The sequence below is a fragment of the Methylocaldum sp. genome, assembly GCF_035627495.1.
Classification (GTDB): domain Bacteria; phylum Pseudomonadota; class Gammaproteobacteria; order Methylococcales; family Methylococcaceae; genus Methylocaldum.
Genome location: NZ_DASPLO010000076.1, coordinates 25425 through 48675 on the forward strand (window position 1 = coordinate 25425; position 23251 = coordinate 48675).

A 23251-nucleotide genomic window follows, 5' to 3' on the forward strand; every position below is an offset into this window, starting at 1 on the left:
TATTATTTTTTAGTCGCCCATCAAGGGGGATTAGTATGTTTTTGCCTGCGCATATTGATATCTTGTATTACGGTGCCGATATTTTCGGCTTGGGATAGCCATCGCTAGCTATTCTGCCCCAAAGTAGTATTTCAAAGCTTGATCTGGGGTAGGAGACAATAATGGAGGAAAAAACGTGCAAGCAGTTGATAGGCCGGCAGTTCTGTTAGTCAGAAGTCTTCTAAATCCGACGGTAATTGTCGCGTGTTTCATCGTGACGATTCACTTCTACGGATTGAAGATCGAAAAACAGTACTTCTTGCTGTTAGTAATAACCTTTTTGATCGCCTCCCTAATTTTTGACGAAATCGATCTGGAGCCGGATTTCAAATCGGGTCTCTTGCGCTCCTTCGGGAGCGTTTTCGCCCGCTGGACCTTTTTATTCGGTTTCCTGGCGATACTGGGGTTTGCGGCGAAAATGTCAGACGAGTTTTCGAGAAAACTGCTGCTCACCTGGTTTTTAGCCACGCCTTTGGTACTTATTGCTTTTCAACTGCTGGCCCATCGCGCATTGCAGTCGGCGGTCTCGCAAGAGGATGCCCAACGCAGAGCGATCATTATCGGGGTGAACGAACTGGGTCTCAAACTAGCGAATCAATTTGAATCTGCGCCGTATCTGGGAATCAGTTGCGTCGGCTTCTTCGACGACAGGAGCCCCGAACGTCTCGGAGTAAACGATATTACCTTATTGGGAAAAATGAACTCGGTTGCGGAATTCGTCCGAACAAAATCGATTCATCTCATTTACATCGCGTTGCCGATGATGGCTCAGCCGCGAATTTTCGATCTTCTCGACAAACTTAGAGATACCACGGCTTCCATTTACTTTGTCCCCGACATTTTTATCTTCGATCTTATTCAGGCGAGATTCGGGAACGTCAACGGCATCCCCGTCGTGGCCGTCTGCGAATCTCCGTTTCACGGTGTTAATCGGGTCATGAAACGCATCGTGGATATCTTTTTCTCATCGGTCATTCTGGTTTTGATTTCACCTTTGATGCTGGCGATAGCTATCGGCATCAAACTGAGCTCACCCGGTCCCGTCATTTTCAAGCAGCGTCGTTACGGCCTCGATGGAGAGGAAATTAAAGTCTACAAGTTTCGAACTATGACGGTTTGCGAGGACGGTAATACTGTTCGGCAAGCTAGAAAGGACGATAATCGAATTACCGGTTTCGGCCGCTTTCTTCGAAAGACGTCATTGGACGAATTGCCGCAATTTATCAATGTATTGCAGGGACGTATGAGCATCGTCGGACCGCGTCCGCACGCCGTCGCTCACAACGAGTTATATCGGACGCAGATTAAGGGTTACATGATCCGCCACAAGGTAAAACCGGGCATTACCGGTTGGGCGCAGGTTAATGGCTTTCGGGGAGAAACCGATACCCTGCAGAAAATGGCAGCGCGGATCGAATGCGATCTCGATTATCTGCGGAATTGGTCGCTTTCGCTGGATTTGTGGATCATTTTGAGAACCGTCGGTGTTTTCTTTAAGCAGGAAAGCGCCTATTGAGCACAATCCGCCTCACGCGTAAAACCCATTAACTCCCTTTTTCAAATTCGGCTTTATTTTCGGAAGTTATTCGCTAAAACATGCCTAGACCATCAGGTATTTGCTTGCAGTTTCTCTTCGGTCTCATCGCTTTGCTAAGCCTCTCGACTTCGCGAGCCGATTATCTGCTCGGACCCAACGACGTCGTCCGTATCGCGGTTTACGGCAATGAGGATCTCGCCACTGAAACCCGCGTCTCGGACAGCGGAAAAATCACTTTTCCGCTGTTGGGGGAAATCGAAGTGGGCGGATTGTCCGTCGGAGAAGCGGAAACCCGCGTCGAAACCCTACTTTCGGAACAAGGTTACGTACGCAATCCCCAGGTGAACATCACCGTGCAGGAATACCGCAGCCACGAGGTGGCCGTGTTGGGTTTCGTGAACAAACCCGGTCGATACGCCCTGGATACGGCAAGCACCGTGACGCAGTTGATCGCCTTGGCGGGAGGGGTGAGCCCACAAGGGGACGACCGGACTATCGTGACGCGTTCGCGGAACGGGCAAACCCATCGCGATGAGCTGAATCTCAAAGAGATGCTTGAGGACGGGAAAGCATCGGAGGACATCTACGCCGAAGACGGCGATGTCATATTCGTGCCGCGCGCTCCGGTTTTCTACATCCACGGCGAAGTTCAGCGTCCCGGCGCCTATCGCCTGGAGCGGAACATGTCCGTCGCGCAAGCGATTTCATTGGGCGGAGGCGTGACTCCCCGCGGCAGTCTGCGGAGCATCACCATCAAGCGAAAATCCGCCGAAGACCTGCAGACGACTCTCGATGCGGAATTGGACGGACTGGTTGAAAAGGACGATGTGATCTATGTGGGCGAACGATGGTTTTAACGAATATCCCGGCGAGAACGTGCATACCCTGGTCCTCGTGGCGGACTTCCTGGATTGGTAGGTCGATATGAATTTAAATCAGTTCCTGCAAATTCTACGGGCACGGCTGCGGGTGCTCGTCCTTACGCCGCTGGCAGCCGTCCTGATCGCCCTCGCGGTCAGCCTGATGCTGCCGAAAACGTACACCGCCACGACGACCCTGGTCGTCGATTACAAGGGCGTGGATCCCATTACCGGCTTGGCAGTCCCGGCGCAGCTGATGCCGGGTTATATGGCGACCCAAGTGAACATTATCGGCAGCCACAACGTGGCGCTCAAGGTCGTGGATCGGCTCAAACTGGCCGACCAGCCGGAATCGAGGACACGCTTCGAGCAGGAAACGAAGGGAACGGGAGACATTCGGGATTGGCTGGCCGATCTGTTACTAAAAAAACTGGAGGTTCAGCCGTCCCGGGAAAGCAGCGTCATTCAGGTGGGTTATTCGGATGCCGACCCGGCATTCGCCGCCACGCTGTCCAACGCATTTGCGGAAAATTATATCGCCACCAACCTGGAGCTGAAGACCGAGCCGGCGCGCCAGAACGCCGCCTGGTTTGAACAGCAAATCAAGGGACTGAGGGAGAATCTGGAGAAAACTCAGGCCAGCCTGTCCAAATATCAGCAGGAAAAAGGCATTGTGGCCCTGGACCAACACTTGGATGTGGAAAGCAGCCGACTGGAAGAGCTATCCAAGCAACTCGTGGTCGCTCAATCGCACGCCTACGACTTGATTTCCCGCCGCAATCAATTGGAAGCGGCAGGCCGTTCTTTCCTGCCGGAAATCCAGCCGGACGTGCTGACCAATTCCCTGATCCAAGACCTGAAAGCGAAATTGGCGCTGGCCGAGACCAGGCTCGCCGAAATCGGAGAGAAATACGATACCAACCACCCCGCCCATCAGCAGGCCGTCGCCGAAGCCGACAGCCTCAAACGCAAGCTGGCGGCTGAGATAAAGACAATCCTCCGAAGCCTGAATACCGGCGTGGAAATCGCACACGCGCGCGAAAGCGAGCTCAAAACGGCGCTCGGCGAACAAAAGGCAAAAATACTGGAGCTCAATAAACAGCGGGACGAACTGTCGGTGCTTACCCGCGAGGCCGAACATGCCCAGCACTCTTACACGGCCGCTTTGCAACGATTCAACCAGACGCGCCTCGAAAGCGAGGCCAGCCAAACCAACATCGCCGTCTTGAATCCGGCCAAACCGCCGTTGCATCCGTCGCGGCCAAAAGTGCTGCTGAACGTCGCCGTATCGGCTTTTCTGAGCGTCGTTTTGGCGGTCAGCCTGGCGTTGCTGCTGGAATTGCTCGATCGCCGCGTCCGCTCTCCGGAAGACTTGAGCATTGCGCTCGGACTCCCCGTCATGGGGGTGTTGACCGATGCGAAGTTACGCCGCCCGCGGTGGCGATTGGCTTTCCCCAAGACCCCGGCCTGAAGCCGCCATGAAACCGGTAACCTCCGAATTACCAAAGCCGCGTGCAAGCTCCTCGCCGTCGCCGCGACGGCGGGGCCCGAGACTTCGGTTTCGCATTGCCCAACGAGACTTTTTATGACGCAAACTCAGGCGCTCAGGACTAAGCCCGAAACCGCCAGCACCGATCGCCGCATCGGGCAAATCCTGCTGGGATCGGGCAGGCTTTCGCCGCTCGATGCGGAACGGGTGCTCCATTTCCAGAGGGAGACAGGTCTGCGCTTCGGCGAGGCTGCCCTGCGGCTCGGGCTGGTGTCCGAGGAAGACATCAGCCGGGCGGTTTCGGAACAGTTCGATTACCACTATTTAAAGCTCGGGCAGGGAAATTTCAGTGCTCAGCTCATTGCCGCCTATCAGCCGTTCAGCTCCCAGATGGAGGTGTTCCGCGCCGTGCGCAGCCAACTGATGCTGCGCTGGCACGGCGACGGGAGCAAAACCTTGGCCGTGGCGAGTCCTCGCCGTGAAGAAGGGCGTAGCTACACGGCGTCGAACCTAGCCGTCGTATTTTCCCAGCTGGGGCAGCGAACGCTGCTCATCGACGCGGATTTGCGCCATCCGAACCAGCATGAAATCTTCGCCTTGGGCCGCAACTGCGCGGGGTTGTCCGATCTCCTGGCGGGCCGAGGCAGCGCCGAGTGCATCCGACGCATCGAGGAATTCGCCGATCTGTCGGTGCTCCCGGCCGGCACCATCCCGCCCAACCCCTCGGAATTGCTCAGCCGCGGTGCATTCGACGCGTTGCTGAGGGATTTCGCGGCAGCATACGATATCGTCCTGCTGGATACACCCGGCGGAATCGCCAGCAGCGACGCCCAAACCGTTGCCGCCCGCGCCGGTGCGTCCTTGCTGATCGCGAGAAAGCACATGACGCCCTTGGCCGAAACCGATTTTCTCCGGCAAATGCTGACGGCGGTCGGATGCCGGGTGCTGGGCGCGGTGCTCAATGAGTTTTGAAGGCTTCCTGCGCCGAATGCCGGATGAGGTTTTCGGATATGGCCTTTAGAAGCGTATTTCTTCTCGCGCAGTTGGTGCTGGTCATCAACGTGGAGCAATTGCTCGGCATCGCCAACGCCAATCCCATCGAGAAACTCCTGTTTATCCTGGCGGGCTTGCTGTTCGTTTTCACCCACCGGCGCATTCAGGCCAACCTTGCCCTGCTGGGTCTCATCGTTCTCGTCACCTTCGTCTGCGCTCTCCTGAGCGAGTTCGACGCCTTCACCTGGAACCGATACGTACGAAGCCTGGTCAGCCTCTGCGCCTTCCTGCTTTTTTTCACGGCTTTGCCGGAAGACCGGGATCGGGATTTCATGCTGCTGATCGCGGCGTTTTTTCCGGTCGTCTCGGTATTGCTCGGAGCGGTCTACGACGCGCTCGGCCTTACTCACCTATGGATGACGGATTATCTCGGCACCCGCCGGCTCTCCGCCAATATCGGGCCGGCATTCCTCGGAGGAGCCGGCTATACGGGCGCGGTGGCGGCCAGCTACCTTGCCCTGCGGAGACGGCCGCGCTATCTCCTGCTCGCGCTCGCCAACACGGCGATCACCATGCTGACGGCGTCCCGCATGCCGTCGGCGCTTGCGCTCGGCGTCACCGGCGCTGTGTTGTTCATGGAAACCCGGTCCGCGGTGTTCAGGATCTTGATGGTTCTTTACGGCAGCGTCGTCGTGGCAGGGCTTTTCTATCTCCTGGGCGACCAGTTGCTGGCTCGCGTGTCGTCCGACTCCCTGAGCGGCCGCGACATGATCTGGAACGAGGTCAGCAGCTACGTTTACCGCTATCCCTATTTCGGCATCGGCTTGGGACACCAGATGGACATCCTGTCCGCACAAACGTCCGCCACCACGCGTACCATCGCCGCGCACAACGAATACCTTCGATTCACCGTGGAGGTCGGCTATATCGGCGTGTCGATCCTGGGCTGCGCCTTTATCGCCATGCTGGTGAACCTTCTGCGCCATCCGTATTTGACAAAAAAATGGGCTTTTCTAATGGTTTGTGCGTCTTTCTTCGTTTATTCGGCAACCGACAACACATTTAGCGTCGCCCAGGCCTTCATGGCGCTGGTCGTTGCCTTCATCGGCTCCTGCGGAGGCCGCGAACCGGTTTCGCTCCCCCTTCAATCGCACGGCCGTCAACTCTTTGGGACCGCCAGGCCTGCCATCGGCCGACCGCCCGCAATCTGAACCCAAAACAAGCGTAGAGGAGAACCGACAAACATGAATCTCGGCAGACTCAGATGGGCCCGACTGTGCCTGGTTGAATTGAAGCGCCTTTGGCTGGTGAAGATATTCGGCATGGACATCCACCCGTCTAGCCAGTTTTCGCTGTCCACCAAATTCGATTTGACCAATCCCAGGGGGATTCACGTGGGCGAAGAGTCTTACATCGCTTTTGATGTCGCCATTCTTACGCACGACATAACTCGCGGCGTGCGCTTGCACACCCGCATCGGAAACCGGTGCTTCGTGGGGGCCAGAAGCATCATCCTGCCCGGGATCACCGTCGGAGACGAAAGCATCGTCGGAGCCGGCTCGGTGGTCACGCGCGACGTACCGTCCCGGACGATCGTGGCGGGCAATCCGGCCCGCGTCATCAAAACTGGCTTGGAGGTCGGGCGCTTCGGCCGGCAGGAAGGCGCCGACGAGATGCAAGACCGCACTGCGCTGGAAAACGGTCTCGACTAATGACCACGAACGAGAACCGACTGAAGGGGATGGAAAAATAAAAATTAACGGGGGGATTCAAATGCCAAGTTGTCTGATTGTTGTCGAAAATCTTCCGGTGCCGTTGGATCGCCGCGTATGGCAGGAGGCGACCGCGCTCCGCGATGCCGGTTGGCAAGTTACGGTGATCTGCCCAGCTACGGAAAAGTACCCCGAACGGGAAGCCGTGATCGACGGCATCCGGGTCTACCGTCATCCTTTGCCGCTCGAGGCCAAGGGCGCATTGGGCTTTTTACTGGAATACGGCGCAGCGCTGTTCCACGAAACGCGTTTGGCGTTCAAAGCGTTTCGACGCCACGGGTTCGATATCGTCCACATTTGCAACCCGCCCGATCTTCTGTTCTTGGTCGCGCTGCCCTATAAAGCGCTCGGCCGGCCGCTGATCTTCGATCATCACGACATCTGTCCGGAACTTTACGAATCCAAGTTCAAGAAACGCGGCCCGATGCATACCTTGCTGCGGATCTTCGAAAGACTCACGTTCCGGTTTGCGGACGTGGTCGTCTCGGCCAACGAGACATTCAAGGAACTGGCCGTGAAGCGCGGCGGCAAGCATCCGGACGATGTGTTCACCGTATACAGCATTCCGGACCTTAACAAGTTCAAACGGGTGCCGACTAGCGAAGCGAAAAACACCATCACGGTGGGATACGTAGGCGTCGTGGGCGCTCAGGACGGGGTCGACAACCTGATTCGTGCCGTCGCAGCGCTACGCAACGAATCCGGAGTGCCGGGATTCACCTGCAAGATCGTCGGCGACGGACCGGAACTTCCGACGCTGAAAGCCTTGGCTCAGTCACTGGGGGTGGCCGATATTTGCCGGTTCACCGGCTTCCTATCCGGCGAATCCTTCCTGGCCGCTCTATCCAGCTTCGACATCGGCATCATTCCCGATCCCTTCGACATCTATAACGACAAAATCAGCATGAACAAAGTGTTCGAATACTCCGCCCTGGGGGTGCCCATCGTCGCCTTCGAGCTCGCGGAGACCAAACGCCTCCTCGGCAATGCCGCCCGTTACGCGCCCGATCATACGCCGGAGGGACTGACATCCGCCGTGGGCGCCCTTCTGAAGGACGAGTCCCTGCGTCGAAACTATGCCGAGCGCGCCTTGGAACGCGCTCGCATACATTTTCACTGGCCCGATCAGGTCGCTACCCTTCTCGCGGCCTACGATCGAGCGCTGATGCGCCGCGCCGGTTTCGATGAAGCGCGTGCCGTTCGGAGCGAGCATTCATGAGCGCCGTTCCCACCGTCGAACATGGGCGCTGCGCGGAGGTGGACGCGCTGCTTTTCACCACCACCGATAGCGTCGGCGGTCGTGCCGACGAACTGGAGCGAATGATTCGGAGCGTCGAGCGCGCAGTGGCGACATCCGACCTTCGCATCGTTCAGTATTTGCTGCTGCAGCGTCACGGTCCCGACCGGCCGTTGCCTAAAATGCCGGACTATATTCGGGTAACGGCGATTCCCGAGCGAGTGTCGCTCTCCAAGGCGCGAAATATCCTTATGGACTTGGCACGCAAAGACGGCATGTTCGAGCGCTCGTTGATGATCGCGTTTCCCGACGACGATGCTTGGTATCCGGAGGGCACGCTGGAAGGCATGCTGGCGTTGTTCGCCGGCGATGCCTCTCTCGATCTCGCCATATGCCGCTATTCGTCCTCGCCTTCGCCACTCTCCGCCCTACCCCGAGATTTGCGCGCCGCACGGCCGGTGAGCGTCGGCAAGCTCGTCGCCAACGCCTCGTCCAACACGATTTTCATGCGAGCCGCTCGCGCCGCGCAAATCGGGGATTTCGACGAGTCCTTGGGCGTTGGCGCGTCGATCAACGGCGGAGAAGATCTCGACTTTGCCCTGCGCGCCTATGTCGCCTCCGGAGAAAAAGCAGTCTGGATCGACGCCCCCGTGGTGGGCCACCGAGACCCGCTCAAATCGCTGCGTGCCCATTACTATGCCGGCAGCCTGTACGCGATTTTCCGAAGCGCGGTCTCCAGCCGCACGATTGCGCTGCAAGCGGCGCGAAAAGTGCTGGTAGGCATCTACCTTCTGCTTCGCCGCGAACTGGCTTTGCCCGATTTTTCACGGGCATTGCAGCTTGCCCGACAAGCCGGAGGCAACGAGCCGGCGCGGTCATGAGGAAGTCCATGAGAAAGCGGTTCGACACCGCCATTGCGGACGCCGTGTCCGTCGGCGATCAGCTCGATGCGCGCCGCGCCGCGCCGGCTTTGCCACAAACCGGAAGGGGCGTTGCCCCTCGCTGGCGATGGTGGGTGCTGGCTGTAGCAGCCCTGGTTCTGGCCGGATCCGTCGGCTGGGGAGGATGCCGTTTCAAGCCGAAGGAGGCCCTGCCGGCGATTACACCGATCCCGATCGAAACCCGTTCGATCACCGAGTTTTCGAAGACCCAAGCCTCGGAAAATATGGCATCACCGCTGGTCTTCCGTGGCGGTCTGGTGATCGAATCCGCCTCCCCGCATTTCGGCGGGATTTCGGGCCTCCGAATGACGGAGGGCGGCCATGGCTTCGTCGCCGTTACCGATGCCGGCTACTGGGTGCAAGGCCGTTTGCTCTACGACGACGGCCGTCCGAGCGGCCTTGCCGATATCGTCATGTCCCCGGTATTAGGACCCGAAGGAGAACCGCTCCGGCAAAGCGGCAAGGGGGACATCGAGTCTTTCGAGCTGACCGCCGAGGCCGCTTACCTGGGATTCGAAGGGTTCCGCAACGGGGTGGCCGTTTTCCGGCCGACATCCGGACTGCTCCTGCACCCCGGCCAGCTCTTGCCGATTCCGCCGGAGATCGCGGCACTGCCGAAAGGCCGCGGTTTGGAGGCTCTCGCCACGATTCCGGCGGGACACGCCTTCGGCGGCGCGCTCCTCGCCATCGCCGAGCGGGACCGAACAGGCCGCGGCATGGCTCCGGCCTGGATCTTGAAGGACGGGACAGCGCACGAATTCAAGGTTCGTCTGAAGGACGGCTACGACATCAGCGACGCCGTTTTTCTGCCGGAAGGCGATCTCTTGTTGCTCGAGCGCGGACTGTCGCCGCTCGGCGGTTTCAAAATGCGCCTTCGGCGTATCCCGGCGGACGATATCGGTCCCGGAGCCGTTCTGGACGGAGCGACGCTTCTGGAAGCGAATCGGCTGTTTCATGAAATCGACAATATGGAAGGCGTCGCGGCCCATCGCGACGAAGGGGGATCAACCATCGTCTCCGTCGTTTCCGACGACAACTTCCTGCCGGTTCAACGCAAGTTGCTGCTGCAATGGGAGTTGAAATGAGCGCGTCCAACGCCGATCGCTCCCGTCCGGTCGCGGTTTTTCTGTGCGAGGATTTGCCGGTTCCGGGGCTGAACGGGTATTCCACCTACAACCATGCCTTCCTGAAGTACCTCGAGGCCCGGGACTTCGATGCCCACCTGGTGATTTGCGGACCGCGCCTGCCAGCACCGATGTTCCGCCCCAGCCGTCGGCTGGGCTGTACAAGACTCCATGTCCACGTGCCGGGAACGTTTCGGCTGGGGGACTGGCGCCTGGTCGCAAACCCGCGGGCTCTGGTTCGATCGGTCTACCGCTGGCTGCTCGATAGCGCGGGAGGCGCCTGGACCCGCCGGCTGGCGGGATGGCGCGGCGCAGCGCGGGGTAGAACCGCGCCCATCGGTCGTTATCTGAGCGAGCCGGATCTCCGTCGGCTGGCGCCGCTGTTCGCCCAAATCACTCCCGACTACGTCTTCGTCGACACCATTTTCCGGACGCGGGCCGTGGAGTCGTTGCCGAACCATGCCCGAAAGCTGCTGATCGCCCACGACGTATTTCACAAGCGCTGCGAGTCGCTGGCGGCTCGCGGCATGACCGCCGTTCCGCCGGTGAGCCGGGAACAGGAGCAAGCCATCCTCGGCCGCTTCGACGTCCTGATCGCGATCAGCGACGAGGACGCCCGCGACCTCGAGGATCTGGCGCCGGAAGCGGAGATCGTCACCCTTTCGGTGCCGGTCGAATCGCGGCCGATAAAGCGCCGGACCGTCCCGGAGCCCCACATCCTGTATCTCGGCAGCCAGGCGCCCCACAACGTGGACGGACTACGCTGGTTTCTGGAGAACGTCTGGCCGCTGGTGCGGGAGGCACGGGACGATTTCGTCCTGGACGTGGCGGGCGAGGCCGGGCTTGCCTTGAATCCCGGCATGCCGGGAGTGGTCCTTCACGGTCGCGTTCGCGATCTGTCCGAACTGGCCGGCCGGGCCCTGTTCGCCATCAATCCGGTGCTGGCCGGCAGCGGCATGAAGATCAAGATGCTGGACTATTTCGCGTTCGGCCTCCCCTGCATCACGACCGGTGTCGGAGCGGCCGGATTTCCGCCCGCCGACGAAAGCCCCCTCGGGATCTGCGACGACCCGGCCGATTTCGCGGCAGCCATCCTGCACTGGGGCGGCGATTCGGACTTGCGCGAGCGCCTTCGCGAAAGCGCCCTTCGCTACGCGGGACGTTTTTCGGGCGAGGCGTTTTTTGCGCGTTTGGACGCCGTCCTGGGCCGATAGGCGGAAAGCATGAGCAGCACATCATCGACATTGGGCAACAAGGTTCTATCGGGATTGATCTGGTCGGCCGTCCGCAACTGGGGCGGTCGGCTGGCGAGCATCGCCGTATTTTTCCTGCTGGCCAGATTGCTGTCGCCGGAGGAGTTCGGCGTGTTTGCCGCCGCGGCGGCGGTGCTCGCCTTCGTCGAGATCTTCGTCGAGCAGGGCCTCGGCGACGCCATCGTGCAGCAGCCCACCATCGGCCCGCGGGAATTGAATACGGCCTTCCTGGCCAATTTCGTCTTCGCCGTTCTCTTGGTCGCGGCCATGTGGTGGGGCTCCCCCTACATCGCTTCCGCGATGAAAATCGACCGCCTGACCGAAATTCTCCGGGTCGCCAGCCTGGGAATTTTCATCAACGCTCTCGGTCTGTGCCAGCTGGCTTTGTTCCGGCGGAATTTCCAGTACCGTTGGCTGGCCGTCAGGACTTTGGTCTCGACCTTCCTGGCCGGAGCGGCCGGGGTTTGGCTGGCCTTGGCCGGATTCGGCGTCTGGAGCCTGATCGGGCAATTCCTCCTCGGTGCGTTGATCAACCTGGTATTGCTCTGGGCCAAACCGATCTGGAAGCCGGGCCTGAGTTTCAGCACCACAGGGTTTGGACGGCTCGTCCGCTACGGAAGCAATATCCTCGGCATGCGCTTGCTGGATTTCGCCAATACCCGGGCCATCGAGCTGGCCATAGGCGCATGGCTGGGGGCCGCCACGCTCGGGCTCTACGCCGTCGGTTCCCGCATCTACACCATCATGATGCAGCTCCTCAGCTCGGTGGTGCTGGATGTGGCCCATGCCGGCTTCTCGCGGATCGCCGGGGAACGGGAGCGATTGGCCCAGGCGTATTACCGGGCGATCACCGCCACCGCGGCCCTGGCGATGCCTTGCTTCGTCCTCGTTTCGGCGGTCGCGGCGGAACTGTGCGTCACGGTGTTCGGCGCCAAATGGGCCGAGAGCGCGGACATTCTGGCGCCGCTCGCTCTGCTGGGGGCGGTGCAGACGCTCCAGTACTACAACGGCTCCGGACTGAATGCCATCGGCCGGTCCTCCACCACGCTGTCGATCGCAATCGTCAAGGTGATGGGTACCGGCGCCGCGCTGATCGCGACGAAAGGGCAAGGCTTCGACGCAACCGTCAAGGCTTACGTGCTCGCGCAACTCGTCGCCACGCCGTTGAGCTTCTATTTCGGGAGAAAGCACCTAGGGGTATCCATCCGGAGGATCGTGCGGTGCGTTTTTCCGTTCGTCCTGTCGGCGGCGGCCATGTTTTTCGCGGTCGGAGCGATAAGCGCCGAGATCGCCGATGTAGGTCTGAACCCGCTAACGGATCTGGCCGTGAAGATTGGGGCCGGGATAGCGGTTTACGCCGCGGGGGTTGCGCTCCTGGGCCGGCGCCATTTGATTGAATCGATGCAAACTATCAAGTCCATGAGGCGCGGATGATTGAACAAGGTTCTAGTAAGACCCAAAAGGCGATCAGGATCAAGAACGTTCGGGCGAAGGGGTTTCGCGCCCGCCTGAGAGAGTTCCTGCGGGTCCCGATGCTGTATCGGGAATGGCAGCACGAAAAGCGGCAATTGGCCAATCCGTCTTCTCCGGACCCGCTCAAAGCCTGCAACTCGATCCTCATCGCTCCGTGCGATCCGGTCACGCTCGCAGGCTCCAAGGGCGACGAGGCCATGATCACGGCATTCGTCGAACGAATCCGCGAGTTCAACCCCGACTGCCGATTCGGGCTGCTGACCTACCACGACCGGGTTCCCGAGACGCTTGCCGGCCTCGGCGCTCGCCCCGAGCCGGTCTGGGCGAATCCCAAATGGTCGCTCCGCCAACTGGTCCGGACCGTGTCCCGGTACGAGGGACTGGCGATCGTCGGCGGCGATGTGATGGATGGCTACTACACCCCGCTGACCGCTCTGCGCTTGTGGGTGGTCGGCGATATGGCGGCGCGGCTCGGAAAGCGAAGCGCGATTCTAGGATTCTCGTTCAACGACAAACCGTCCCCGCGTTTGCGGCGCTGCCTCGATTCGCTCGATCGGCGCTTCGTCGTTTCAGTCCGGGACGAGGTTTCGCTCGAACGCTTCAGGCGTTTCTCCGCTACCGAAGCACGGCTGGTCGCCGACGCGGCCTTTCTGTTAAGGCCCTCGTTCAGCGAACGGATCGAAGCCGTATGCTTTTGGGCCGATTCGCAACGGGCGGCGGGGCGTACGGTGGTGGGCTTCAATCTCCATCCGATGCTGATCAAGGAGGGCGACCAAACCCGGCGCTCGGCGATGATCGACGCCTCGATAACCGCGCTGCGCAATGTCGCGGTGCGGGACGACGTGAGCTATCTGCTCATCTCGCACGATTTTCGCGGCGGCCCGATGGGGGACGAAGCCGTTCTCGGCCCGATTTTCGAAGGTCTTCAGGGCGAGTTGGGCGAGCGGATTCGCTACTGGAAGGATCGCTTCTCCGCAAAGGAATTGAAGGCGATCGCCGGCGTAACGGATGCGGTGCTTACCGGACGGATGCACTTGGCGGTCGCGGCGCTCGGCCAGGGCGTGCCGATCGTCGCCGTCACCTACCAAGGCAAGTTCGAAGGGCTCCTCAGACACTTCGATCTTCCCGAACGTCTGGCGGTGTCGCCCGAGACCATTCTCGTTTCTTCGCGCCTGGCGTCGCTGATCGACGAATTGATCGCATCCCGCGAAGTGCTCGCGGCCTCGATTGCGGAATTTTGGCCGAGGGTTGAGCGACGCGCCTTGCTCAACATCGAGCCCTTCCTCGCGCAGGGGGCGGATGCCGCGTTTTGAATCAGTGACGATAAAGCGAGGGTTTCAACAATGAGATATCTACGGTTATGGAGCGGGCTTGCGTTGGTGCTGGCGGGAGCGGTGTTTGCACCGACGGCCGTAGGCGAAACCGGGCCGTCGCCGAGCCTGCCCGGCAATGAGGACATCAAAGCCGCCTTCGCCGCGCTGAAGGCGGGCGAAGGCGGCTACGCACCGGCCCGTGCCGCCCGCGAGTACTGGGACGCGGCCCGTCGGCGCGTGGCGCAGGACCCGCGCTGGACGGCTTGGTTGCAGGAGCGAACCGACTGGGTCGACAACTGGATGACCACGACCCGCGATCGCGCGGACTGGGTCGCGGGCTGGATGCACGACTACGTCGATCCGAACACGGGCGCTCTCCTCCACTGGACACCCGATCAGCCGATACCGCCCGACGAACCCGGCAACGAAAAACTGCGCGCCGCCTGGATCGCCCACAATCGGACGTACAACATCGATCGCGTGCTGGACGCGGCCCGATTGTTCCGCCTGACGACGGGCAATACGCGCTACTTCGATTGGGCGGCTTCGCAGCTCGATTTCTACGCCGATGCTTACCGCGGCTTTCCCCTGCGCAACTGGAACGGCCAGGCCCGGCTGATGAGCCAGAGTCTGGATGAAGCGACACGCGGCTTGGTGTTGATCGAAGCGGTCCGGCTGCTGAGGCCCCAGCTCCCGACCGCCCGCGCGGACCACTGGCGCGATGGGCTGTTCCTGCCATTGGCGGCCAACGTGATGGCCTCCTCGCGCGAGGTTCACAACATCGCCGTGTGGCATGCCGCGGCCGTGACCCTGATCGGGCTCGAGTTCCAACAGCCCGAGTTGATCCAATTCGGCAAGACGTCGGCCCTGGGCATCCCCTCGCTCCTGACGAAGGGCGTGTCGCCGGACTGGTTCTGGTACGAAAACTCCATTTCCTATCAGGATTACGTGGTCCAGGCCTTGGTGGAGATGCTGGTCGGCGCTTCGCTGCGCGGGCGGCTGGACGAGTTCACGCGGGAACTCTGGATCGCCCAGAACCTGATGATCGCGCCGATGACGGTCCGTTTCGCCCATGAGAACGCCCCGACCCCCAACGATTCGCAGCCCGACCGCAAGGCACCGAACCGCAAGCTGTGGGCGGCGTCGCGCCGGGTATTGCCGACCTGGATCGGACTGGACGAAGCGAAGAAACTGACGACCTGGGACACCTTGCTCGATCCACCCAAGTCGGTGGCCTCGGTGCCCGCACTGCCCGACGTCGTATCGGGCCCGGTGCCGGGACTGGATGCCGTCCAAATCGTGAAGAACGGCTGGCACGCCTTGTTGCGCTACGGCCAGAAGGCGAAATTTCATGCCCAGCAGGAATCCCTCGCTTATGACCTGCAATACGGCGACACCTGGATTCTCAAAGATGCCGGCACCGTCGGCTACGGCTCTCCGCTGCACAACAACTATTTCCGCCGAGCGCCGGCACAGAACGTACCTTTGGTCGATGGTGACGGGCAAAACCCCTGGCCCTCCGAGGGACAACTCGACGACGTCGCGGCGGACGGCTCATCCGCGGCGGTTTCCCATCCGAACTACCGTCCCGGCGTGACGGCGGCAAGGCGTCTCGCCATCGGACCCAACGGCTTTGTCGACACGGTGCAGGTGAAAACCGCCTCCGAAACCCCGCACGCGATCGGCGTGGTCATGAACACCGCCTGCGCCGTGGCCGCCGTCGACCAGACTTTGGCGACGGGGCCGTCGCTGCCCACTGCAACGGCGTTCCGTCACTGGAAGAACTGGGTCGCCTACTCGGCTCCGGGCACCTGGAGCGCTACGCTCGACTGCGCCGGCCAGCGGTTTGCCCTGACGATATCCGGATCGTCCATGCAGCGGGCGTATGTGGGGACCGTCCCCGATTCTGCGCCGCCTTATACCCGCCGGGGTCTCTACGTCGAAGCCTTGGCGCGGGAAGCGCAATTCACTCTGGCGTTCCGCCCGCTCGAATTGCCCCAGGCGTCGGCGGGCCCATCAGGCGGCGAGCAATAAGCCCTGCCTATGCGCATCACGATGGTCTGCAACGAGCTGCCGTTTCCGCCCGGACACGGTGGGCTGGTCGACGTGTGGCGCCGGCTATGCGCCATGAAGTCGGCGGGCGTTCGCATTCATCTCGTCTGCTGGGGCGGCGGAACAGCCGGGACGCCGCAACCGGAACATCTCGGCAAGGTACGGGAAGTCGTGGAGGAACTGCACGTTTTCCCGTTCGAACGGAACTGGCCCTCGCGTATCGAGCGGATGGTACGCCTGTGGCGACTGCCCTGGCGCGTGGCCTCGCGCACGTTGACTCCCGATGCTTTTCGTTCCCTGCTCGATGCGCAACGCGCTTTCGGTAGCCGAGCGGTCTGGCTGGACGCCCCGTACGGCGGCGAGGTGGCGCGCCGCTTGGCGCGCGAACTGAGGGCGCCTTTGCTCTACCGCTCCCACAATATCGAGCATCAGTACACCAGACATCAGGCAAGAATTGCCCGAACGGTACGAGAACGGGTTCGGTGGGCTCTCAGTCTGATCAATCTGAACCGTTACGAGCGCGGGATTCTGAACGAGAGCTCCGCGTTCTTCGATATCTCCGTCGACGACCTTGCCCATTGGAAGAAGCTCGGGTTTATGTCCGGACATTGGCTGCCGCCCTTGGTGGACGAGGTTTTCGCGGAACGCCTGAGTGCGCCCAGGGAGGCTTCGCCCAGGTTCGACGTCGGCTATCTCGGCAACCTGTTCATGCCCAACAACGTCGAAGGCTTAGTCTGGTTCCTGGAAAAGGTGGCGCCACGGCTTCTCGATGCGCGGCCCGGATTGTGCCTGTTCGTCGCGGGCAGCCATCCTTCCGATCGGATACGAGCGGCGCTCGCGGCCCGCCCCGAAGTCACGCTGATCGAAAATCCACCGGAGGCCGTCTCGATCTTGCGCGATGCGCAGGTCTTGATCAACCCCGTATTCGCGGGCAGCGGAGTCAACGTCAAGTCGGTCGAAATGCTCTTTTCCCCTGCCGAATTGATAAGCACGCCCCAAGGCTTGGCCGGACTTCCCGACGAGGTCAAGCGCTGCTTCCGAATCAGCCAAGACGAATCCGGGTTCGCGTCCGCGATTCTCGACGGACTGAGGGCTCCGCCGGTGGGCAGTGCGTCGGGCTCCGAGAGCCGCGCGGCGGCGCGGTCCTATTTCCGTGCCAAGCGGATCGATGAAATTTTGCCGATTCTGTTTCGCTAGACACTCGCAGCCGTGAATAGCCATAACCCGGTCCGCATGTTTTTCGGAAATTGCATCGAGAACAGAGCTTCCCATGGGCTCGGCGCATTGCGGAAGAGCATCAAGCCGCTCTGTATCACGCTTACTGTGTTGCTGGCGAGCGTCCCAAGCGGCAGAGAAGTCCGTTGTGATCCCGGGAGAGGCGATTCGGCCGTGTTTGTTTCAATCGATCACCCAGGCAATCCGGCTGACCAGGTGACGGGGTGGGGGAAAGTGGATTACTCGTTTGAAATTTCCAGATACGAGGTCACTAACGAGGAATACGCCGAATTCCTGAATGCTGTGGCGCGCCATGGCGATTCGAAAGGCCTTTACTCGCCCCTGATGAGCCAACACTTTTTCGGTGGGATACGGGCGGAGCCGCACGGCAACCAAATCCATTATCGAGTGAAGCCGGGATATGCCCGCCGGCCGGTCACCTTCGTATCTTGGTTCGATGCGGTTCGATATGCGAATTGGCTGCACTTCGGAAAGCCGAATCCGGGGTATGCCGTATTGGGCACTACGGAGGGAAATGCCGCCACTGGAGCCTATGACACCTCGAAACTGGAGAGTTTGGGCGATGGTGCGAATGTTAAGAGAAACGCGAACGCGCTCTATTGGATACCCAACCGCAATGAGTGGATCAAGGCCGGCTTCTACGACCCTGCTCGGAAAGGCTATCGGGAGTTCGCGACCGGATCTGACGAGAGACCTTCGGCATTAGCGCCGACCGATAAGTTCAATAGCGCCAATTTCTATTCCGGAAGATGGGCTGCCCCTTTTCCGCATCTCACCAAGGTGGGCTCTTACCCCGGATCGAGCAGTTCTTTCGGAACTTTCGACCAGGCGGGAAACGTTATGGAGTGGGTAGAGGATCGAAACGGCTTGGGACGCATGGCACTCGGAGGATCTCTCTTCATGTACGGCTCGGCGCTGCGCAGAAGCTACCGCGACAGCGAACTGCCGGACCAAAAGCTTGCCACCTTTGGATTCAGGGTTGCCCGCACCGCCAAACCGATTCGTTCGGTCGCGGCTGCACATTCCCTTCCGCTAAATCCCGATCCTGTGGAGCGTACGAAAGAGGCTACCGCACGTGGGGCGACGGCTGTTCCAGACGTCCGGGACGATAGAAGCATAGGGGCCGACATGGCGTTCGTGAAGGTGACATATCCAGGGAATGGCAACGATCCTCTTTATGGCCACGGGTGCACACCGTATTCGTTCGAGATCGGCAAATACGAGATCACCAATCTTCAATATGCGGATTTCTTGAACGCCGTTGCGTCGAAATCCGATCCGTTCCAACTGTTCCATGAAGATATGCAGTTGGGAGTCGTAGGCGGCATTGACAGACGCAAGAACGACGATGAGTTCGTTTATTCCGCTAAAGCAGGCTGGGAAGACCGCCCGGTGACCTATTTATCTTGGTATATGCTGGCCCGAATGGCCAATTGGTATCACTACGGGAAACCGAGAACCGGGCGGTCTGAGCTCGGAACGACAGAGGGAACCGAGTCGCGAGGCGCTTACGACACCCGCGCGTTCCCGATCGCACCGGAGGTACCTGTCGAAGTTTCAAAGCTTCCACCCATGAGAAATCGGGGGGCGAAGTTTTGGATCCCGAGCAATGACGAATGGTACAAGGCGGCCTACTTCGATCCCTTGAAGCCTGGAGAAAGGAAATATTGGGATTACCCGTTGATGACCGACAACTCACCCAACAATTCCCTACCGCCAGGAGATCGAAACACGGCTAATTATCAAACGACCCGGCTCGGTGTCGGGGAGCCGTGGTACGTCGCGAGAGTCAACGACTATCCGAACGCCGCAAGTTTCTTCGGGGCACAGGGTATGGCGGGAAATGTTTGGGAATGGATCGAAGAGTGGCGAAGTCAAGGTCTAGGGACGTGCTGGCGCTGCGAAACCTGGACGCGCGGACTTAGAGGAGGCTCCTTCAACTACTCGTACGTCGGATTGCATGCACTCAATCTGGATCCCGGAGATCCCGCTCATGGGTACTTTGTCTATGGCGGCCGATTGGCCAGGGCATCGTCCGTGGAAACAGATACGGTGAAGGAGGCAAGTTGCGGAAGGCTCGACATGCTTTTCCGGAATTTGACGCCAAGCTGGGCTGCCGTCTATGGCTCGGTTGTCGGAATGGGTGCTTCGCTGTTGATCGGGCTAGTCGTTATCGGGATTCGACGGTACGGAAAGTCTCGCCGCATAGGCTGATGGGAAGGGTTTGCGCAAGAGATTGAAAGCGTTACGTTTAAGACTGCAAGCATCGAGTAGTCATGTATAAGCCGAAGGCGAAAACCATCATTTCCCTCGCGTTTTTGGTGTGGACGGAAGCCTCTTTCGGCTCCGCCGATCCTACCGACACTTTTCAGCCCTATTTATCGGAGACACTGACCTACGACGACAATCTTTTCCGCCGCTCTAACAAGATCAATCCGAACGCGCCGATAAACGGATCGGAACGCTGGGACTTGATCAACCGGTTTTCCGCGGGTCTTAAAACTTATATTCCGGTGAGTCGGCAAGAATTCCAGCTCGAGGGTAAGGTCGACGACAACCATTACGCCAACCACGATCAGCTGAACCATGTCTCATCCTTGGGAAAAGGAACATGGAAATGGCAAGCGGGAACCTCCTTCGGCGGGATACTTGGTTACGGCTACAGGCAGTATTTGGGAGGTTTTACCAACACGGGTTTTTTCGGAAAGGATCTCATCACGGACAATACAGCCTTAGTCGATATCAATTACAAATTCAATCCCGGCTGGAGATTGAACGGACAATACCGATGGCTGAACAGCGAGCATGACGCACCCCAGCGGACGTTTCTGGATTTGATTAGCAACACCGGTATCGTAGGGCTGCACTATAAATCTCCCGACCAGAATACGATCGGCGTTCAGTACCGGCACACGGATGCGCGCCTGCCGAATCGGGAGCGGATTTTGTCTTCGCTGATCGACAATCAGTACCAGGAACATGAAGTTAGCGCCCTCTACACGTGGCGGATTACCGGAAAATCTCTGATGGATGGGCGCCTCGGCTATCTCATGCGCCATCATGAGCAATTTTCTCAACGGGATTATCAAGGCGAGGTTTGGCGACTCAATTATCAATGGACGCCGACGGGAAAAACCGTGATTACGCTATCGGGTTGGGGAGATTTGTTGAGCGATACCTCGGATATCGCGGCCAGCTATATCGTCACCAAAGGATTGAGTATCAGCCCCACGTGGTCGGTAACACCAAAGATCGACCTGCAAGCGAAATTCAGCTGGGAAGAACGGCAGTACGCCGGCGATCCGAACATACTCGCCGGAGTGAAAACCCGCGAAGACACGATCATGACCGGCCAATTATCGGCTTCCTATGACTTTGCCGATCACGGCCAATTGAACATCGTCTACCGGAAAGAAAACCGGGACTCCAGTCGCGCGTTTTCCGATTACGAATACAACACGGTTTTTGCCAATGCCATCCTGAAGTTTTAACCCCCCAAGTCCGCATTTGTCACACCGCTTTGTGGCGAGGGAGTACGGTGCACCACAGCGCGACTGGAGGGGTGTAATAAATGCGGCTAGCACCGACTATTACGCACTATTTTGCTGTGTTATTATCGGCTTTATCACACTAGCGTTACCGTCGAATTATGTCCGCATCCGCCCTTGCCATACAGCAATTTGCCCTATTGGATGACACCGAGTGCGAGGAACGAATCGTCACCGCGAAGCGCAAACTCGGTGACCGTTGCGTGATTCTGGGCCATCACTACCAGCGCGACGAGGTGTTCCGTCACGCCGACTTAACCGGCGATTCCCTCAAGCTGTCCCGCGAAGCCTCTAAGTCCAGTGCCCAGTACATCGTGTTCTGCGGCGTGCATTTCATGGCGGAGGTGGCGGATATTCTGTCGCGTCCCGAACAAATCTCGATTCTGCCCGACCTGGCGGCCGGCTGCTCCATGGCCGATATGGCCAACTTGGCCGCCGTCGAGCGGTGTTGGAGCGAACTCCGGCAATTATTCGACCCCGACGAAGCCGTGACGCCGGTCACTTACATCAACTCGGCGGCCGATCTGAAAGCCTTTTGCGGGCGGCACAACGGCATCGTCTGCACCTCCAGCAATGCCCAGAAGATTCTCGACTGGAGTTTCGCCCAACGGCAGAAAGTGTTGTTCTTCCCCGACCAGCATCTCGGACGCAACACCGGTTACCGCATGAGTATTCCGCTGGACGAGATGGTTACCTGGGATTTCGCCAAACCCATGGGCGGCCTGACCGAAGACGAAATCCGCCGGGCCAGAATCATTCTGTGGAAAGGCTTCTGCTCGGTGCACCAGATGTTTCGGCCGGAGCATATCGACCGCTTTTTGGAACGCCATCCGGACACGCGGGTGATCGCCCATCCCGAGTGTTCTTTTGAAGTCTGCCAGAAAGCCCAGTATATCGGCTCGACCGAATACATCCTGAAAACCATTCGCGACGCGGAGCCGAATACCCGGTGGCTAGTGGGCACCGAGCTCAACCTCGTCAACCGGTTGGCTCAGGAAGTCAAGCCACAGGGCAAGGACGTTCATTTCATGTCCCCGACCGTGTGCATGTGCTCGACGATGTTCCGAACCGATCCGCAACATCTGCTTTGGGTGCTGGAAAACCTGGTGGAAGGGCATGTCGTCAACCGCATCAAGGTACCCGATGCCGAAGCACGCTGGGCCAAGCTGGCTCTGAACAAGATGCTGCAACTGGCTTGATTCGTAACGCGCTCGGTAGCGAGCGCGGATCTCTTCATTTCAGCCTCCGCTCTTATCGCAGTCGGTAAATTCGGCCGATTGCCTTATAATCCGTTTTTTTGTCCCGCACTGTCACATGCAGATTCATTTGGTGGCCGTCGGCAACCGTATGCCGGATTGGGTAACGGAGGCTTATTCGGAATACGCCAAGCGCCTGCCCCGGGAGTGCGAACTGGTGCTGAAGGAAATCGCCCCGGCGAAACGCGGAAAGAATGCCGACATTGACCGACTGACCGGCGACGAGGGAGAACGGATGCTGTCGGCCTTGCCACGCGATGCCCATGTGGTAGCGCTCGATGTTGCCGGAAAAGAGTGGAGCACGCCGGAGGTGGCCGGAGCTTTGGCCCGCTGGCTGGAAAACGGACGCGACGTGGCGCTTTTGGTGGGAGGACCCGATGGGCTTTCCCCGGCTTGCCTCACGCGCGCAAATCAACGATGGAGCTTATCGAAATTGACGTTTCCCCACCCCGTGGTCCGCATCATCGTAGCCGAGCAAATCTACCGCGCCTGGAGCATTCTGCAGCATCACCCCTATCACCGTTAGCATGGACACCCAAAGTCCGCAGATTATATTGGCTTCGGCATCGCCACGCCGCCGCGAACTGCTTGATCAAATCGGCATCACCTACGAAGTCATGCCGGCCGGGGTCCACGAGCAACCGTTGCCGGGCGAACTCCCTGAAACCTACGTCCAGCGCGTGGCGGCGGAAAAATCGCTGGAGACTTGGCAGAACAGCGGCAGCAGGCTGCCGGTGTTGGCTGCGGATACCGAAGTCGTATTGAATGGAGAAATCTTGGGCAAGCCCCTGAACTTCGAGCACGCTTCACACATGCTATCGCAGCTGGCCAATCGCGAGCATCGAGTGCTAAGCGCCGTTTCGCTCCGGCAAGGCGACCAGCACTGGGAATCGCTGAGCGTAAGTACCGTGGCTTTTCGCCAAATCAGCGGTGAAGAAATAGAAGCTTACTGGGCTACCGGCGAACCCCACGACAAAGCCGGCGCGTATGCCGTTCAGGGCAAAGGCGCGGTCTTCATTCGGCACCTGTCCGGCAGCTATTCCGGGGTAATGGGTTTGCCGCTTTTCGAAACGGCGGCGCTGCTGAAGCACGTCGGCATGTCGGTCCTGAGCGTTCCAGCACCCTAGC

Annotated in this window: 19 protein-coding genes; all 19 read left to right on the forward strand. The window is 59.6% G+C overall.

What is annotated here, in order from left to right:
* Positions 1–175 precede the first annotated feature (175 nt).
* The 19 genes from VEB01_RS06335 (at position 176) to VEB01_RS06425 (ending at position 23250) form a co-directional block, all read left to right on the forward strand.
* On the forward strand, positions 176–1555 hold the full coding sequence (locus tag VEB01_RS06335) for an undecaprenyl-phosphate glucose phosphotransferase (protein ID WP_324873814.1): 1380 nt from the start codon (positions 176–178) through the stop codon (positions 1553–1555).
* An 80-nt stretch (positions 1556–1635) separates the two neighbouring features.
* A complete protein-coding gene (gene epsE, locus VEB01_RS06340; protein WP_324873816.1) occupies positions 1636–2433 on the forward strand; it encodes a polysaccharide export protein EpsE in 798 nt (265 codons plus the stop codon).
* A gap of 67 nt (positions 2434–2500) precedes the next feature.
* Positions 2501–3907, forward strand: a complete 1407-nt coding sequence (epsF, locus tag VEB01_RS06345; RefSeq protein ID WP_324873817.1) for a chain length determinant protein EpsF — start codon at positions 2501–2503, stop codon at positions 3905–3907.
* Positions 3908–4021: 114 nt separating this feature from the next.
* Positions 4022–4897, forward strand: coding sequence for a chain length determinant protein tyrosine kinase EpsG (gene epsG, locus VEB01_RS06350; RefSeq protein WP_324873818.1), 876 nt, complete (start codon positions 4022–4024; stop codon positions 4895–4897).
* A gap of 38 nt (positions 4898–4935) precedes the next feature.
* Positions 4936–6129 (forward strand): O-antigen ligase family protein, encoded by a 1194-nt coding sequence (locus tag VEB01_RS06355; protein ID WP_324873820.1) that lies wholly within the window; start codon positions 4936–4938, stop codon positions 6127–6129.
* A gap of 33 nt (positions 6130–6162) precedes the next feature.
* Positions 6163–6630: an acyltransferase gene (locus tag VEB01_RS06360; RefSeq protein WP_324873822.1), complete on the forward strand. Its 468-nt coding sequence runs from the start codon at positions 6163–6165 to the stop codon at positions 6628–6630.
* A gap of 61 nt (positions 6631–6691) precedes the next feature.
* Positions 6692–7909 carry a glycosyltransferase family 4 protein gene (locus tag VEB01_RS06365; protein ID WP_324873824.1) on the forward strand — a complete coding sequence of 406 codons (1218 nt, stop codon included), beginning with the start codon at positions 6692–6694 and terminating at the stop codon, positions 7907–7909.
* On the forward strand, positions 7906–8808 hold the full coding sequence (locus VEB01_RS06370; protein WP_324873826.1) for a glycosyltransferase family 2 protein: 903 nt from the start codon (positions 7906–7908) through the stop codon (positions 8806–8808). Before VEB01_RS06365 ends, VEB01_RS06370 begins: the two co-directional genes overlap by 4 nt.
* An 8-nt stretch (positions 8809–8816) precedes the next feature.
* Positions 8817–9953 (forward strand): esterase-like activity of phytase family protein, encoded by a 1137-nt coding sequence (locus VEB01_RS06375; protein WP_324873828.1) that lies wholly within the window; start codon positions 8817–8819, stop codon positions 9951–9953.
* Entirely contained in the window at positions 9950–11206 is a 1257-nt protein-coding gene (locus VEB01_RS06380) for a glycosyltransferase (protein WP_324873829.1), read from the forward strand. The genes VEB01_RS06375 and VEB01_RS06380 overlap by 4 nt, the downstream gene beginning before the upstream one ends.
* 9 nt (positions 11207–11215) lie before the next feature.
* Entirely contained in the window at positions 11216–12679 is a 1464-nt protein-coding gene (locus tag VEB01_RS06385) for a lipopolysaccharide biosynthesis protein (protein ID WP_324873830.1), read from the forward strand.
* Positions 12676–14031, forward strand: a complete 1356-nt coding sequence (locus VEB01_RS06390; RefSeq protein WP_324873832.1) for a polysaccharide pyruvyl transferase family protein — start codon at positions 12676–12678, stop codon at positions 14029–14031. The genes VEB01_RS06385 and VEB01_RS06390 overlap by 4 nt, the downstream gene beginning before the upstream one ends.
* Positions 14032–14061: 30 nt before the next feature.
* The gene (locus tag VEB01_RS06395) at positions 14062–16065 is read left to right on the forward strand and encodes a heparinase II/III domain-containing protein (protein WP_324873834.1); all 2004 of its coding nucleotides are present in this window, start codon (positions 14062–14064) and stop codon (positions 16063–16065) included.
* Between the two features lie 9 nt (positions 16066–16074).
* Positions 16075–17280 carry a glycosyltransferase gene (locus VEB01_RS06400; RefSeq protein ID WP_324873836.1) on the forward strand — a complete coding sequence of 402 codons (1206 nt, stop codon included), beginning with the start codon at positions 16075–16077 and terminating at the stop codon, positions 17278–17280.
* 192 nt (positions 17281–17472) lie between these two features.
* Entirely contained in the window at positions 17473–19533 is a 2061-nt protein-coding gene (locus VEB01_RS06405) for an SUMF1/EgtB/PvdO family nonheme iron enzyme (protein ID WP_324873838.1), read from the forward strand.
* Positions 19534–19595: 62 nt separating this feature from the next.
* The gene (gene epsL, locus VEB01_RS06410) at positions 19596–20810 is read left to right on the forward strand and encodes an XrtB/PEP-CTERM-associated polysaccharide biosynthesis outer membrane protein EpsL (protein WP_324873840.1); all 1215 of its coding nucleotides are present in this window, start codon (positions 19596–19598) and stop codon (positions 20808–20810) included.
* Between the two features lie 158 nt (positions 20811–20968).
* Entirely contained in the window at positions 20969–22066 is a 1098-nt protein-coding gene (gene nadA, locus VEB01_RS06415) for a quinolinate synthase NadA (protein ID WP_324873842.1), read from the forward strand.
* Positions 22067–22181: 115 nt separating this feature from the next.
* On the forward strand, positions 22182–22649 hold the full coding sequence (gene rlmH, locus VEB01_RS06420; RefSeq protein ID WP_324873844.1) for a 23S rRNA (pseudouridine(1915)-N(3))-methyltransferase RlmH: 468 nt from the start codon (positions 22182–22184) through the stop codon (positions 22647–22649).
* A gap of 1 nt (position 22650) precedes the next feature.
* Positions 22651–23250, forward strand: coding sequence for a Maf family protein (locus VEB01_RS06425; protein WP_324873846.1), 600 nt, complete (start codon positions 22651–22653; stop codon positions 23248–23250).
* Position 23251 lies beyond the last annotated feature (1 nt).

Excerpts from the sequence above, each read along its gene's own strand:
- VEB01_RS06360 (WP_324873822.1), top strand. The coding sequence starts at position 6,163 with ATGAATCTCGGCAGACTCAGATGGGCCCGACTGTGCCTGGTTGAATTG.
- epsE (WP_324873816.1), top strand. The coding sequence starts at position 1,636 with ATGCCTAGACCATCAGGTATTTGCTTGCAGTTTCTCTTCGGTCTCATC.
- epsG (WP_324873818.1), top strand. The coding sequence starts at position 4,022 with ATGACGCAAACTCAGGCGCTCAGGACTAAGCCCGAAACCGCCAGCACC.
- VEB01_RS06375 (WP_324873828.1), top strand. The coding sequence starts at position 8,817 with ATGAGAAAGCGGTTCGACACCGCCATTGCGGACGCCGTGTCCGTCGGC.
- rlmH (WP_324873844.1), top strand. The coding sequence starts at position 22,182 with ATGCAGATTCATTTGGTGGCCGTCGGCAACCGTATGCCGGATTGGGTA.
- VEB01_RS06390 (WP_324873832.1), top strand. The coding sequence starts at position 12,676 with ATGATTGAACAAGGTTCTAGTAAGACCCAAAAGGCGATCAGGATCAAG.
- nadA (WP_324873842.1), top strand. The coding sequence starts at position 20,969 with ATGTCCGCATCCGCCCTTGCCATACAGCAATTTGCCCTATTGGATGAC.
- VEB01_RS06385 (WP_324873830.1), top strand. The coding sequence starts at position 11,216 with ATGAGCAGCACATCATCGACATTGGGCAACAAGGTTCTATCGGGATTG.
- VEB01_RS06425 (WP_324873846.1), top strand. The coding sequence starts at position 22,651 with ATGGACACCCAAAGTCCGCAGATTATATTGGCTTCGGCATCGCCACGC.
- VEB01_RS06380 (WP_324873829.1), top strand. The coding sequence starts at position 9,950 with ATGAGCGCGTCCAACGCCGATCGCTCCCGTCCGGTCGCGGTTTTTCTG.
- VEB01_RS06400 (WP_324873836.1), top strand. The coding sequence starts at position 16,075 with ATGCGCATCACGATGGTCTGCAACGAGCTGCCGTTTCCGCCCGGACAC.
- VEB01_RS06365 (WP_324873824.1), top strand. The coding sequence starts at position 6,692 with ATGCCAAGTTGTCTGATTGTTGTCGAAAATCTTCCGGTGCCGTTGGAT.
- epsL (WP_324873840.1), top strand. The coding sequence starts at position 19,596 with ATGTATAAGCCGAAGGCGAAAACCATCATTTCCCTCGCGTTTTTGGTG.
- epsF (WP_324873817.1), top strand. The coding sequence starts at position 2,501 with ATGAATTTAAATCAGTTCCTGCAAATTCTACGGGCACGGCTGCGGGTG.
- VEB01_RS06355 (WP_324873820.1), top strand. The coding sequence starts at position 4,936 with ATGGCCTTTAGAAGCGTATTTCTTCTCGCGCAGTTGGTGCTGGTCATC.
- VEB01_RS06370 (WP_324873826.1), top strand. The coding sequence starts at position 7,906 with ATGAGCGCCGTTCCCACCGTCGAACATGGGCGCTGCGCGGAGGTGGAC.
- VEB01_RS06395 (WP_324873834.1), top strand. The coding sequence starts at position 14,062 with ATGAGATATCTACGGTTATGGAGCGGGCTTGCGTTGGTGCTGGCGGGA.